Genomic DNA, 13232 nt, shown 5'->3' with positions numbered 1-13232 from the left:
GGCCCGACTCGCCATGGTGTTGATAGGCGGCAATACAGCGCCGCAACTGTACATGAGCGACGGAGAACTTTCTGGCGGTTAGCCGCTGGCTGCCAAGCCCGGCAATGTAATGCCGGACGTCACTGAGATTGTCTTGCAGCGAAAACTACATAGAACTGCACCTCCAAATGTAAGATGTGTCCAACATTTGGGGAGCAGTTCATGGCTGCGCCCCGGTTCACCGCCGCTGCGACCACCATAGCGCGCTAATCGCCAGCGCAAACACCACGCCAAACCCTACGCCGACGCCCACCACCGGCACGCCCAGCTTCACCACCAGCGAATACAGCGCCAGCATCAGCAACATGGCGGCGTTTTCACCCAGGTTTTGCACCGCGATAGCATTGCCGGCTCCGACCGAATGCTTGCCCCGCTCCTGCAGCAACGCATTGAGCGGCACCACGAAGAAGCCCCCCAGCATGCCGATGATCGCCAACAAGACATAGGCATTGAGCATGGTGGTTTGCAGCGCGAATACCGCGACCGCAACGCCGATCAGGATCCCGGCCGGCATGCAGCGCTTCACCGTCTTCAGCGTGACAAAGCGTGCGGCGGCGCCGGCCCCCACCACGATACCGACGGCTACCATGGCGTTCAGCAGCGTCGGCGTGGCGTTATCGGCGATGCCGAGCGCCACCGGCACCCACAGCACCAGCAGAAAACGCAGCGTCACGCCGGCCCCCCAGAACAGGCTGGTGCCGATCAAGGAAAAACGCGTCTGCCCATCGCGCCATAACGTGACGCAGGCGGTAAAGAAGCTGTTCGTCATGGCCCGCGGGCGCCAGGAAGCGCCCGGGCGCGCCGCCGCGAGGCGCGGAATATACAGGTTGGCGACCACTGCCCCCGCGTAAACCAAGGCGCAGACCGCCAGCGCCGCCACCACATGCCAGTCCGCCAGAATGCCACCGGCCACCGAACCGGTCAGAATGGCGGCGATAGTCGAGGCCTCCATCAGGCCGTTAGCCTTGACCAGCTTCTCGCCGCTGGTGATCTCGCCCAGAATGCCGTATTTGGCCGGCGAATACGCGGCGGCTCCCACCCCGACCAGGCTGTAGCCGAGGAACGGGTTTCCCCCAAAACAGATCACCAACGCCCCCGCCAATTTTAAGGCGTTGGCGAACATCATCACCCGCCCTTTGGCAAAGCTGTCGGCCACCTGGCCGACAAACGGCGCCAGGATGATGTAGGTGGCGACGAAGGCCATCTGCAGGATTGGCTGGCTCCAGTCCGGATACAGCTGCTGCTTGATCAACGCCAGCGTGGCGAACAGCAACGCATTGTCGCCGAACGCCGAGAGGAACTGCGCGCTGATGACGGCGATCATGCCGCGTGACAGCAAAGGGGACTCGGTCGAAGGATTCATCGGGCACTCTCCGGCTGTTCGGCCATATGACGCAGGGTGACGAAATCGGGTTTGCCGCTGCCGAGCACCGGCAGCGTTTTCAACAGGCGAATATCGCGCGGCACCGCCAGCTCCGGGCTGCCCAGCTCACGCGCCACCCGCAGCAATGCTTCACGAGTGATGGCGGGATCGGTGGTGAACAGCACCAGCGCCTCGCCTTTGCTGCTGTCGCCTTTGGCCGTGGCGGCATGCATTTTTTCCGGCGACAGCCGTTGCGCCAGCAATTCGACGCTCTCCAGCGACACCATCTCGCCCGCCAGCTTGGCGAAGCGTTTCACGCGGCCGCGAATGGTGCAATAGCCCTGCTCATCCAGGCTGACGATATCGCCGGTGTCGTACCAGCCCGGCTGCAGCACGCCGTTCGCATCTTCCGCCGCCGGCGGTTCCAGCTCGCCGGGGCGCTCAACCCGCAGATAGCCTTTCATGATGTTCGGCCCCTTCAGCTGCAGGCGGCCGCCGTTATCGATGCCCGGCACCGCAATCAGGCGCGCCTCCATCTGCGGCATGATGCGGCCGACGGTGCCCACCTTGGTCGCCAACGGCACGTTAATGGACACCACCGGCGCACATTCGGTCACGCCATAGCCTTCCAGAATGCGGATGCCGTATTTGTCCTGGTAGATCTGTTTGGTGCTGTCCGCCAGTTTCTCCGCGCCGGCCACCACGTAGCGCAGGCGGGCGAAATCATACGGATGCGCGAAGCGCGCATAGTTGTTGAGGAAGGTCGCCGTGCCAAACAGCACCGTGCAGTTGCGGTCATACACCAGCTCCGGCACCACGCGATAGTGCAGCGGGCTGGGGTAGAGGAAAATGCGGCTGCCGGTGATCAGCGGCGTAAGCAGCCCCACCGTCAGGCCGAACGAGTGGAACAGCGGCAGCGACGACATGAAACGGTCGCGCGGCGTGAAGTCGGCGATGGTGCGAATTTGTTCTACGTTAGCCAGCAGGCTGGCATGCGAATGCACCACGCCCTTGGGGTGGCCTTCGGAACCGGAAGTGAACAGGATCAGCGCCGCGTCCTCCGGGCGTTGCGGCAACGCCGCGCGCTGCGGCTGCAGCAAGTGCCGCAAAATCCACAGCTTGTCCGCCAGCGTAACGGTGTCTTTCAGATCTTCCAGATACACCCAGTTGGCCTGCGTCACCTGCTCCGGCAGGTGGGTCAGCTTGCCCTTCTCCAGAAACTGGCGCGAGGTGACGATGGTCTTGATGCCGGCGGCGAGCATCGCGCTGTTCAGGCCGTTGGCGCCGGCGGTGTAGTTGAGCATCGCCGGAATACGGTTACGCAGCGAAGCGCCGAAGATCGCCGCCGCGGTGATGGTGGCGTTCGGCAACAGCAGCCCGACGTGTTCCCCTTCGGCGGTAAAGCGCTGCAGAATGCGGCTGACGCCCAGCGATTTCTTGATCAGCGTCTGGTAACTGTCTTCTTTGAAAGCGATGTCTTCGATACAGGGCTTGCGGCGCCCGTAGCGGTGCTGCGCCGCCAGCAAGGCATGGAACAGCGTCTGCGGTTCGCGCGTATCCATTCGCGCCCGCATCATGATCTGCATCAGCCGATCGCCCGCCAGCGCCCGGCGTTCACGCGCGCGCGGCGCTTCCGGCATCGGCAGCGTGGTCGGTGGCAAGATGCGGATGCTGATTTGCGGGAACCAGCGGATCTTGAACACCCCGGCCATGCGGCCGAACGGGCTGAACTCGGGGCCGTCGATCCGCACCGGCACCACGGTGGCGCCCGATTTGGCAGCGATAAACGCCGCACCGTCGTAGATTTTCATCAGCGCGCCGGTCACGGTGATGCGCCCTTCAGGGAACACCACGATCGGCCGCCCCTGCTCGACCATGCGCACCAGTTGCTTGATGGCCATCGGCTTGGTGGGATCGAGCGAGACGAAATCAATGTAGGGCCGCAGCCAGCGCATAAACCAGCTCTCGCCGATGCTGGCGTAAACCGCAAACACCGGTTTAATCGGCAGGAACAGCGCCAGCAACACGCCGTCGAGGAAAGAGACGTGGTTCGGCGTAATCAGCAGTTTTTGCCGCTCGAAGTGCTGAACGTCCCCTTCGACCCGTACCCGAAACAGCAGGCGAAACAGCGCGCGCAGCAGTGAAAAGATCATGCCCTTCTCCCTTGGCCATGGAGGCGTAAATCGTTGTAGGGAAAAGAATACTATATGGCAGGCAAAAAAAAACCTACGCATCCGCGTAGGTTGGTGCAATTGAAAATGGCTTCAACATACAGAGTATGCTGATTTCTCACCAATCAATACCTCTGGGATCACCTACTCTAGAGAGATGGCGTGCAGGAAACTACCGGCGAATCGCAAGAGTTCTGCTCCAAATGCAACCAGCTGTAAATTTCCCGCGATCTACTGTAATAACTCAATGAAACTTAAACCTTCCCGCAGCGGCGAAAAAATAAATACAGCCGCGACGGCGAGCCGGTTATCCCGACGTGAAACCTTCACTCATCGCGCGCTGACCTCCACCAGGCAACTCATGGCGTTCGGCCCCTGCGTCAGCGGCGAGGTGCCGATATCCAGCGTCAGCACGTTCGGGTTGCCCGCCTGCTCGACCGGCCGGCGCTGCGCGTCGTAACCCGGCTCGAACCAGGCGCCGGTCGCCATCAGCACCACGCCGCGCGTCACGCCGTCGGTGAGGGAGGCCCCCGCCAAACAGCTGCCGCGCGCATTGCTGACCAGCTCTTCGGCGCCGTCCGCCACGCCGCGCTGCGCCGCGTCCTCCGGATGCATATACAGGGTTTCGCGCCCGGCGGTCTTATTGCCCTGCGCCAGCGGCGCCGGATCCATCTGGCTGTGCAGACGATCGCTCGGTTGAATGGAGATCAGATGCAGCGGCCAGGTTTTGGCCTGCGGCGCCCCCAGCCACTCGACCGGCGGCCGCCACTGCGGATGCGGAGCGAAATCCTCGTAGCGATAACCGGCGATCCGCTCGCTGAACAGTTCGATCTTGCCGCTGGGCGTCTGCAGCGGGTTAGCCTGCGGATCGGCGCGGAACGCGTCAAAAAATACGAACTCCTTGGCCGGCGCGGGCAGTTCGACATAGCCCCGGCGCCAAAAATCCTCAAACTCGGGCCAGGCGACGCCGGCGCGCCGCTGCGCCGCGCCGCATTGCCGATAGATATCTTCGATCCAGGCCCGCTCGCCGCGGTTTTCGGTAAAGCGCTCGCGATAGCCCAGGCGCTCCGCCAGATCGGCGAAGATATCGAAATCGTTGCGCGCCTGATGCTGCGGCGCAATCGCCTGATGCATCGCCAGCACGTAGCGATCGCGCGAGGAGCCGCCGATGTCGTTGCGCTCCAGCGAACTGGTGACCGGCAACACGATATCCGCCATTTTGGCCGCCGCCGTCCACCAGATATCTTGTACGATCACCGTATCCGGCTTCTGCCAGCCTTCCACCAGCCGGTTCAGCTGCTGATGGTGATGGAACGGGTTGCCGCCGGCCCAGTGCACCAGGTGGATATCCGGGTACTGCCGCGTCTCGCCGCAAAATTGATAGGTTTCGCCGGGGTGCAGCAGCATGTCGCAGATGCGCGCCACCGGGATCGCCAGCCCGGCCGGGTTTTCCCCTACCGGCATGCTCGGCGCGGGGGTGTCCACGCGCGGGTTGCCGACGCCGTTCATCGAGCCGTGGCCGAACGAGAAGCCGCCGCCCGGCAGGCCCACCTGGCCCAACATCGACGACAGCGCGATCATCATCCAATAGGGTTGCTCGCCGCGGTGCGCGCGCTGTACGGAGTAGGAACAGGTGATAAAACTGCGCACGCCGATCAGCTGCCGCGCCAGCAGAGCGATGCGCGCCGCCGGAATGCCGGTAATGGCGCTGGCCCAGGCAGGCGTTTTCGCCACGCCGTCGCTCACGCCGTTCAGGTAATCCGCCAACTGTTGATAGCCCACGCAGTGGCTGTGCAGGAAGGCTTCGTCCTGCGCGCCCAGCCGCTGAATTTCGTAAGCCAGCGCCAGCATCAGCGCCACGTCGGTATTCGGCCGGATCGGGATCCACTCCGCGTTGACGAACCCAGGGCAGTCGTCGCGCATCGGGCTGATGTTGACAACCGGCGTGCCCTTGTGCGCCAGCTTTTGCAGCCAGGGTTTGAGCGCATGCTCCGCCGCGCCGCCGGAAGAGACCTGGGCATTTTTCAGCGCCAGCCCGCCAAACGCCACAAACAGCTCGCAATGCTCCACCACGCTTGGCCAACTGGTGACGCGCCCGGTCAACGGCGAGAAAGTGCCGATCACATACGGCAGGAAAAACTGCGCCGCGCCCCAACTGTAGTTGCCCTGCTGATCGACCCCGCCGCCGCCGCTGAAATAGAACCGTCGCACCAGCGAGCGCGCATGATGCAAGCGCCCGGCCGACGACCAGCCATAAGAGCCGGTAAACAGCCCGGAGGCGCCGTAGCGATCGCGCACCCGGCGATTCTCCTGCGCCACCAAATCGAGCGCCAGTTCCCAGTCCACTTCGACGAAATCTTCCCTGCCGCGCAGCGTGCGGTCGCTGCCCTCGCGCTTTTGCAGCCACGAGCGGCGCACCGCCGGCTTGTGGATACGTTTGTCGGAGTAAACCATCGGTACGATGGAATCGAGCAACGGCGAAGGGTCGGGATCGTCGGCGAAGGGTTCACAGCGAATAAGCCGGCCGTCTTCAACCACGGCGGTATAGGCGCCCCAATGGGCGAGCTGCGGATAGCGTTTAATGGACATGGCGTTCTCGGCGCAAATCGGAATGCACAGACGTTACCTCAGCCCGTCGCCAGTGCCAACGTACAAATTGCGCTATCGTTCGGCGGCCGACGGTTATGCGCGCAGCCGCGAAAAGATTCTGCAACGGCCGCCACAAGTTGCGCACAACACCGCTTGCAGCCCCGGTTTTTTTCCGCAAAACTGGGGGATGTAAGCGATTACCCAGGATGTGTTGACTGATATGGCTACGATAAAGGATGTTGCCAGGCTGGCGGGTGTTTCCGTGGCCACGGTATCCCGCGTGATAAACAATTCCCCCAAGGCCAGCGAAGGGTCGCGCACCGCGGTGCTGGCCGCCATGGAACAGCTGCAGTATCACCCCAATGCCAACGCACGGGCGCTGGCGCAGCAGTCCACCGAAACGCTGGGCCTGATCGTCTCCGACGTTTCCGACCCCTTCTTCGGGGCGATGGTCAAAGCGGTCGAGCAGGTGGCCTACGCCACCCACAATTTTCTGCTGATTGGCAACGGTTACCACGACGCCGAAAAAGAGCGTCAGGCGATTGAACAGCTGGTGCGACATCGCTGCGAGGCGCTGGTGGTGCACGCCAAAAGTCTGAGCGATCGGGAACTTGGCGGCTGGATGCAGCAGATCCCGGGCATGGTGCTGATCAACCGCACGCTGCCGGGTTTTGAAACGCGCTGCGTGGCGCTCGACGATCGCTACGGCGCCTGGCTGGCGACCCGTCATCTGATCCAGCAAGGGCATCAGCGCATCGCCATCATCTGCTCCACCCACCAGATTTCCGACGCCACCGATCGCCTGCAAGGCTATCTCGACGCGCTGCAGGAGCACGGCATTGCGGTGGATGAAAAGCTGATCGCCTACGGCGAACCGGACGAGATCGGCGGCGAACAGGCGATGACCGAATTGCTCGGCCGCGGCCGCTCTTTCTCCGCCGTTACCTGCTACAACGATCCGATGGCCGCCGGCGCGCTTTCGGTGCTGAGCGACAACAGCGTCGACGTACCTGGGCAAATTTCGCTGATCGGTTTCGACGACGTACTGATTTCGCGCTACCTGCGGCCGCGCCTGACTACCGTTCGCTACCCGATCGTGGCGATGGCGACCCAGGCGGCGGAACTGGCCCTGGCCTTGGCCAATCGTCAACCGCTGCCGGAAATCACCAACATGTTCAGCCCGACGCTGGTGCGCCGCCACTCGGTCGCCACCCTCAACAACGCGCACGAACAGCCGTAATTCGCGCCGCCGCATGGGTGAGCCATCACCCATGCGCTCAGATTGCGCAGCCCGCCGCATTTCCCGCTTTTGGATTTTTTCCGCTCCCAGCGTTCGTGCATATTGTTGGCACAATAACCTTTACACTATATAGCATAAACGCTATATTCGGAGCGCATCATGTGGCAAGTGGTGACCGTCGAACGGTTCGACGACTGGTTTTTAGCGCTGAACAACGCCCAGCAAACAAGTATCCTGGCGGCGATCTACAAATTGCAGACGTTCGGCCCGCAGTTGACGCGGCCGCATGCCGATACGCTGTATTTTTCCGACGCGGTCCGGCAGTTGAAGGAGTTGCGCGTTCAACACCGCGGGCGCCCTTTCAGGGTGTTTTTCGCCTTTGACCCACAGCGGCAAGCGGTATTGCTGTGCGGTGGCGATAAAACCGGCGACAAACGCTTTTACCAGCGCATGTTGCCCATCGCCGCAATGGAGTTTTCACATTATCTGGCAACCCGGAGGTAGTGCAGATGGCCAAACCTTTATCCCAACTGATCGATAAACTCGATCCCGCCGTCGTTGCCGCCGCCAGGCAAAAAGCGGACCAGGAAATTTTCGAGCTGCGGCTGGCGATGCTGAGGGAAGAGCTGGCGGTCTCTCAGGTTGAATTGGCGAAGCGGCTCGGCATCAGCCAACCCTCCGTCGCCAATTTGGAAAAGCGCGGCAGCGAAATAAAGCTGTCGTCGCTCAAACGCTATATCGAGGCCATGGGCGGCACGCTGTCGCTGGATGTGCAATTGCCCAATGGCCAACACCGCCGCATGACGCTGTGAAGCGAGCGCAAGGCGCCCGCCCGCTTATCAGATAAGCTCCAGCGCGATCAGCTCTTCGATGGTCTGGCGGCGGCGGATCAGCCGCGGCTCGCCGTTTTCGAACAGCACTTCGGGCAACAGCGGGCGGCTGTTGTAGTTGGAGGACATCGATGCGCCGTAGGCGCCGGTGTCGTGGAACACCAGATAATCGCCGATCTGCACCGGCGGCAGTTCGCGGGTTTCCACGCCGCCGCCCGCCTGCTGGGTGAACACGTCGCCGGATTCGCACAGCGGCCCGGCAATTACCGTCTCGCGCAGCGCTTGCCGCGAGGTGTCGCGCCCATCGGCCGGCAACAGCGAAATATGGTGATAGCTGCCGTACATTGCCGGGCGCATCAGATCGTTAAAACCGGCGTCCACCAGCACGAAGTGGCGGCTGCCCATGTCTTTTACCGCCCGCACCTCGGCCACCAAGACGCCCGCTTCCGCCATCAGGAAACGCCCCGGTTCGATCTCCAGCTGCACCGGATGCCCCAGATGCGCGGCGATGCGTTCACGCGCCCGGTTCCACAACCCGAAATAGTGTTCGGTATCGATCGCCTCTTCGCCGTACTGGTACGGGATAGACAGGCCACCGCCGGCGGAAATGGCGCTGATATCATGACCGAGATCGATCACCTGCTGCACCATCGCATCGCAGACGCGCTCCAGATGCTGGTAATCGACACCGGAACCGATGTGCATATGCACGCCGACAAGCTTCAGGCCGTAGCGGCGAATTTTCTCCACCGCCTGCGGCAGGTCGGCATACCAGATACCGTGCTTGCTGTTCTCGCCGCCGGTGTTGGTTTTCTGGCTGTGGCCGTGGCCAAAACCCGGGTTAATGCGCAGCCACACCGGGTGCCCTGCGGAAACCTGGCCGAGCTGCTCCAGCATGTCGATGGAACCGGCGTTGACCGGGATCTTCAATTCGCTGACGCGCGCCAGCGTCGCATGATCCAACACGTCCGCGGTAAACACGATTTCGCTCGGTTCGCCGCCCGGCTGAAAACCGGCCTGCAGCGCCCGCTCGATCTCGCCCAGCGACACCGAATCCACCTTCACGCCCTGCTCGCGCATCAAGCGCAAAATATGAATGTTCGAACAGGCCTTCTGTGCGAAACGGATAGTGTCGAAATGGCGCAGCTGAGCGATACGCTGGCTGATGATGTCCGCATCATAGGCCCAAACCGGGCAGCCGAAACGCTGCGGCAAGGCCAACAGGTTAGCGGCGTTCAACGCAGTGGAGGTGTCGTGCAACGGGCGTGGCATGGCGATATTCCCAATTCAAAAATGACGGCAGATAACGCCATAGTGCCGCACGCTGAATCGGGTGGAAAATATCTATTTAGCCGTAGTCTATTCATTTATGATATGGCTTTCCCCTTAATCGAGCGCCCTCGCCATGCACAGCATCTCTTTGCGGCAGATCGAAATCTTTCGGGCGGTGATGACCACCGGCAACCTGACCGAGGCGGCGGCCCTGCTGCAAACCTCGCAACCGACCGTCAGCCGCGAGCTGGCGCGCTTTGAGAAGCTGATCCGGCTGCAACTGTTCGATCGGGTGCGCGGGCGCTTGTCCCCTACCGTGCAGGGCCTACGGTTGTTCGAAGAGGTGCAGCGCTCCTATTACGGCCTCGATCGCATCGTCAACGCCGCCGCCGGCATCCGCCAGTTTCAGCAGGCGCAGCTGTCGATCGTGTGCCTGCCGGTATTTTCCCAATCGCTGCTGCCGGCGGTGTGCCGGCCCTTTATCGAACGTTACCCGGAAGTCAGCTTCAGCGTTATCCCGCAAGAGTCGCCGCTGCTGGAAGAGTGGTTGTCGGCCCAGCGCCACGATCTCGGGCTGACGGAAACCACCCTGACGCCGGCGGGCACCGAGCGGGTGACGCTGATGACGTTGAACGAAGTGTGCGTGCTGCCGACGGGCCACCCGCTGCTGCTGAAAGATCGGCTGACGCCGCAGGACTTCGCCGGGCAGAACTTTATCAGCCTGTCGAGCACCGACAGCTATCGCCACCTGTTGGATACGCTGTTCGGCGAACAGGGCGTCGAGCGCCGCATGGTGATGGAAACGCACAGCGCGGCGTCGGTATGCGCCATGGTGAGGGCCGGCGTGGGGGTGTCGATCGTCAACCCGCTGACGGCGCTCGACTATGCCGGTAACGGCGTGCACGTGCGGCCGTTCAGCATCGACGTGCCGTTCACCGTCAGCCTTATTCGGCCGCTACACCGCCCCTCGTCGGCGCTGGTGACGGCCTTTATCGACCACCTTCATCAGCAGGCCGCCGCCTTTGCCGCCCGGCTGGCCGCCGCCGTCAAGCGCTGAAAGCGGCGGGGGAATATTGCCGCAGCATCAGCGCAGCGTCGCCTGCCACTGCGGATCGGTGGCGAACCACTCCACCAGAAAGTCCAGCATGGTGCGCAAGGTGGCGGGCATCTGGCGGCGTGAGGTATAGATGCCGTAGATGCCCATCGACTGCGGCCGGTAATCCGGCAACAGTTCGACCAGTTCGCCGCTGGCCAGCAGCGGCGCCGCCGAATAATAGGGCTGCATGGAAATGCCCGCCCCCTGCACCGTGCCGGCCATCAGCACCACCGACTCGTTGGCACTCAGGTTGCCGCTGACCGCTACCGCCGATTTCACGCCCTGAGCATCGAAGTGCCACAGGCTTTTGCCGAAATAGGAGTAGGTCAGGCAGTTGTGCAACGCCAGATCCTGCGGTTGACGCGGGGTGCCGTGCGCCGCCAGATATGCCGGCGCGGCGCACACCACCGATGCGCAGGTGGACAGCGGGCGGGCGATCAGGTTGGGATCCAGCTCGTTGGTGATGCGCAGCGCCAGATCGATGCGCTCTTCCACCAGGTTCACCGCCCGATTGTTCATCTGCAGATCGACCGCCACCTGCGGGTGGCGCTTCAGATACTGAGCGACCGCCCCCACCAGCGCCGTTTGCCCCAGCGACTGCGAACAGGTGATGCGCAGCAGGCCGCGCAGCTCGTCGCTCTGCCCTTCCTCTACCAGGTCGATCTCCCCCGCCAGCGCCAGCATTTGCCGGCAGCGCTCCAGAGTACGCTCACCGGCGTCGGTCAGACTAAGCTTACGGGTAGTGCGGTGCAGTAAACGCGCCCCGGCCCATTGCTCCATCTGCGCCAGGTAGCGCGTCACCATCGCGCGCGACATCTCCAGCGTTTCCGCAGCGGCGATCATGCTGCCGCGATCGACGATGGTGACAAAAACCTCTGCGGCGGTAATGCGATCCATGATTAGTCCGATTTATGCAACGAATAATTGCTTATTATCCGGTTTTTCTATCGCTTTATGCAACCTAACATCATTACAACATTAACCGATACCTAAGGACCTCTGCCCATGTTTAAGAAATCACTGTTAACTCTGGCCTTCACCGGCGTCGCCACCCTCAGCGCCTACGCCACCGCGGCCGATACCCTGACCATGGAAGTGTATAACCCGGGCGAGAAAAGCGTGTTCCCGGTGTCTTCCGAAATCATCAGCGGCAAACACGAAGTGGCGCTGATCGACGCTCAGTTCCAGCGTAACGACGCCGAAGCGCTGGTTAAAAAGATCAAGGCGACCGGCAAGAAACTGACCACCGTTTATATCAGCCACTCAGACCCGGATTTCTATTTCGGTCTGGACGTGATTAAAGCGGCCTTCCCGGAGGCGAAAATCATCGCTTCGCCAGGCACTATCAAGGACATCAACGCTACCAAAGACGGTAAAGTCGCCTATTGGGGCCCGATCCTGAAAGACAACGTGCCGAAAACCGTGATCGTGCCGCAGCCGCTGCAGGGCGACAGCTTCACCATCGACGGCCAGAAAGTGGAAGTGAAAGGCCTGAACGGCCCGACCCCCGATCGCACCTTCGTGTGGATCCCGGCGCTGAAGGCGGTCGTTGGCGGTGTCGCGGTCGCCGGTGACAATATCCACCCGTGGATCGCCGACAACCAGAGCGTGGAATCGCGCCAGCACTGGCAGCAGACGCTGAAAAACATCGAAGCGCTGAAGCCGCAGGTCGTGGTGCCGGGCCACTTCCTGCCGGGCGCAGCGCAAACGCTGGCATCGGTGCACTTTACCCAGAAATACCTGACCACGCTGGAAGCCGAGCTGCCGAAGGCCAAGGATTCCGCCGCGCTGATTGAGGCGATGAAAAAGCACTACCCGACGCTGAAAGACGAGTCGAGCCTGGAACTGAGCGCGAAAGTGCTGAAAGGCGAGATGAAGTGGCCGCAATAAGCGCCCGTGCGTGATTGAACCAGCCCTGGCGCCGCGGTGAGCTGCCGCGCGCCAGGCGAGGAGTAAAGATGACCGAAACCACTCTGCATTACATTTTCGATCCGCTGTGCGGCTGGTGCTACGGCGCCGCACCGCTGGTGAAAGCGGCTCAGAGCCTCCCTGGGCTGAAGATCGTGCCGCATGCCGGCGGCATGATGACCGGCAACAACCGCCGTCAGATTACCGACGAATGGCGCAACTACGTCATTCCGCACGACAAACGCATCGCCGAGATGACGGGCCAGCCTTTTGGCGAAGCCTATTTCAACGGCCTGCTGCGCGACACCACGGCAGTGATGGATTCCGAGCCGCCGATCACCGCTATCCTGGCGGCGGAAAAGCTGGCGGGGCGCGGGCTGGACATGCTGCACCGCATTCAGCAGGCGCACTATCAAGAAGGCCGGCGCATCGCCGATACGCCGGTGCTGGAAGCATTGGCGAAAGAATTGGGGTTGCCTTCGGCGGCGTTTATCGCCGAAATGCGTTTCAACACCGGCGCGCCAACCGCGCAGCACATCGCGGAAAGCCGGGCGCTACTGGCCAAAGTGCAAGGCCAGGGCTTCCCGACCTTTGCGCTGCAGGACAGCGAAGGCCGTCTGCATCTGCTGCCGGCCGGCAACTATCTGGGTAACGTGGAAGCCTGGAAAAACCTGCTGGGCGCCGCCGCGCTGGCGTAACCTACCTTTCCCGCCCCGGCTGCCGG

The 13232-nt window shown here is 62.3% G+C and carries 11 protein-coding genes; 6 read left to right on the top strand and 5 right to left on the bottom strand.

All coding sequences use genetic code 11. The features are described 5' to 3' along the window. Nucleotides 1-217 precede the first annotated feature (217 nt). From lplT to REA38_RS22800, 3 genes are all read right to left on the bottom strand, one after another. Complete coding sequence (gene lplT / locus REA38_RS22810; RefSeq protein WP_033635770.1) at nt 218-1402, bottom strand: lysophospholipid transporter LplT; 1185 nt, start codon at nt 1400-1402, stop codon at nt 218-220. Next, a complete protein-coding gene (aas, locus tag REA38_RS22805) occupies nt 1399-3555 on the bottom strand; it encodes a bifunctional acyl-ACP--phospholipid O-acyltransferase/long-chain-fatty-acid--ACP ligase (RefSeq protein ID WP_033635771.1) in 2157 nt (718 codons plus the stop codon). Before aas ends, lplT begins: the two co-directional genes overlap by 4 nt. 348 nt (nt 3556-3903) lie before the next feature. Further along, nucleotides 3904-6162 carry a molybdopterin guanine dinucleotide-containing S/N-oxide reductase gene (locus REA38_RS22800; protein ID WP_308886683.1) on the bottom strand — a complete coding sequence of 753 codons (2259 nt, stop codon included), beginning with the start codon at nt 6160-6162 and terminating at the stop codon, nt 3904-3906. 220 nt (nt 6163-6382) lie between these two features. Between REA38_RS22800 and galR the strand changes: the two genes are divergently transcribed. From galR to REA38_RS22785, 3 genes are all read left to right on the top strand, one after another. After that, complete coding sequence (galR, locus tag REA38_RS22795) at nt 6383-7402, top strand: HTH-type transcriptional regulator GalR (protein ID WP_033649496.1); 1020 nt, start codon at nt 6383-6385, stop codon at nt 7400-7402. 159 nt (nt 7403-7561) lie between these two features. Then, nucleotides 7562-7906 (top strand): type II toxin-antitoxin system RelE/ParE family toxin, encoded by a 345-nt coding sequence (locus REA38_RS22790; protein WP_041036518.1) that lies wholly within the window; start codon nt 7562-7564, stop codon nt 7904-7906. 5 nt (nt 7907-7911) lie between these two features. After that, nucleotides 7912-8214, top strand: coding sequence for a helix-turn-helix domain-containing protein (locus tag REA38_RS22785; protein ID WP_004931828.1), 303 nt, complete (start codon nt 7912-7914; stop codon nt 8212-8214). A 27-nt stretch (nt 8215-8241) separates the two neighbouring features. On the opposite strand, the gene lysA is transcribed toward REA38_RS22785, so the two are convergent. Further along, on the bottom strand, nt 8242-9504 hold the full coding sequence (gene lysA / locus REA38_RS22780) for a diaminopimelate decarboxylase (RefSeq protein WP_103830281.1): 1263 nt from the start codon (nt 9502-9504) through the stop codon (nt 8242-8244). 133 nt (nt 9505-9637) lie between these two features. Between lysA and REA38_RS22775 the strand changes: the two genes are divergently transcribed. Beyond that, complete coding sequence (locus tag REA38_RS22775; RefSeq protein ID WP_308886682.1) at nt 9638-10561, top strand: LysR family transcriptional regulator; 924 nt, start codon at nt 9638-9640, stop codon at nt 10559-10561. Nucleotides 10562-10588: 27 nt separating this feature from the next. Here the strand turns inward: REA38_RS22775 and REA38_RS22770 are convergent, their stop codons facing one another. Next, entirely contained in the window at nt 10589-11497 is a 909-nt protein-coding gene (locus REA38_RS22770) for a LysR family transcriptional regulator (RefSeq protein ID WP_015378928.1), read from the bottom strand. A 108-nt stretch (nt 11498-11605) separates the two neighbouring features. On the opposite strand from REA38_RS22770, the gene REA38_RS22765 reads away from it, so the two are divergent. After that, nucleotides 11606-12490: an MBL fold metallo-hydrolase gene (locus REA38_RS22765; RefSeq protein WP_308886681.1), complete on the top strand. Its 885-nt coding sequence runs from the start codon at nt 11606-11608 to the stop codon at nt 12488-12490. Between the two features lie 68 nt (nt 12491-12558). Then, nucleotides 12559-13206, top strand: a complete 648-nt coding sequence (locus REA38_RS22760; RefSeq protein ID WP_039567349.1) for a DsbA family protein — start codon at nt 12559-12561, stop codon at nt 13204-13206. The last annotated feature ends 26 nt before the right edge of the window (nt 13207-13232 follow it).

The sequence above is a fragment of the Serratia sp. MF1(2023) genome, from assembly GCF_030954545.1.
Taxonomy (GTDB): Bacteria; Pseudomonadota; Gammaproteobacteria; order Enterobacterales; family Enterobacteriaceae; genus Serratia; species Serratia sarumanii.
Note: the sequence above shows the minus strand (reverse complement) of the source record. Positions and strands in the feature narration are given on the sequence as shown.

Coding starts and splice junctions, on each gene's coding strand:
- REA38_RS22775 (WP_308886682.1), top strand. CDS start 9,638: ATGCACAGCATCTCTTTGCGGCAGATCGAAATCTTTCGGGCGGTGATG.
- lplT (WP_033635770.1), bottom strand. CDS start 1,402: ATGAATCCTTCGACCGAGTCCCCTTTGCTGTCACGCGGCATGATCGCC.
- REA38_RS22785 (WP_004931828.1), top strand. CDS start 7,912: ATGGCCAAACCTTTATCCCAACTGATCGATAAACTCGATCCCGCCGTC.
- REA38_RS22765 (WP_308886681.1), top strand. CDS start 11,606: ATGTTTAAGAAATCACTGTTAACTCTGGCCTTCACCGGCGTCGCCACC.
- REA38_RS22770 (WP_015378928.1), bottom strand. CDS start 11,497: ATGGATCGCATTACCGCCGCAGAGGTTTTTGTCACCATCGTCGATCGC.
- REA38_RS22790 (WP_041036518.1), top strand. CDS start 7,562: ATGTGGCAAGTGGTGACCGTCGAACGGTTCGACGACTGGTTTTTAGCG.
- aas (WP_033635771.1), bottom strand. CDS start 3,555: ATGATCTTTTCACTGCTGCGCGCGCTGTTTCGCCTGCTGTTTCGGGTA.
- galR (WP_033649496.1), top strand. CDS start 6,383: ATGGCTACGATAAAGGATGTTGCCAGGCTGGCGGGTGTTTCCGTGGCC.
- lysA (WP_103830281.1), bottom strand. CDS start 9,504: ATGCCACGCCCGTTGCACGACACCTCCACTGCGTTGAACGCCGCTAAC.
- REA38_RS22800 (WP_308886683.1), bottom strand. CDS start 6,162: ATGTCCATTAAACGCTATCCGCAGCTCGCCCATTGGGGCGCCTATACC.
- REA38_RS22760 (WP_039567349.1), top strand. CDS start 12,559: ATGACCGAAACCACTCTGCATTACATTTTCGATCCGCTGTGCGGCTGG.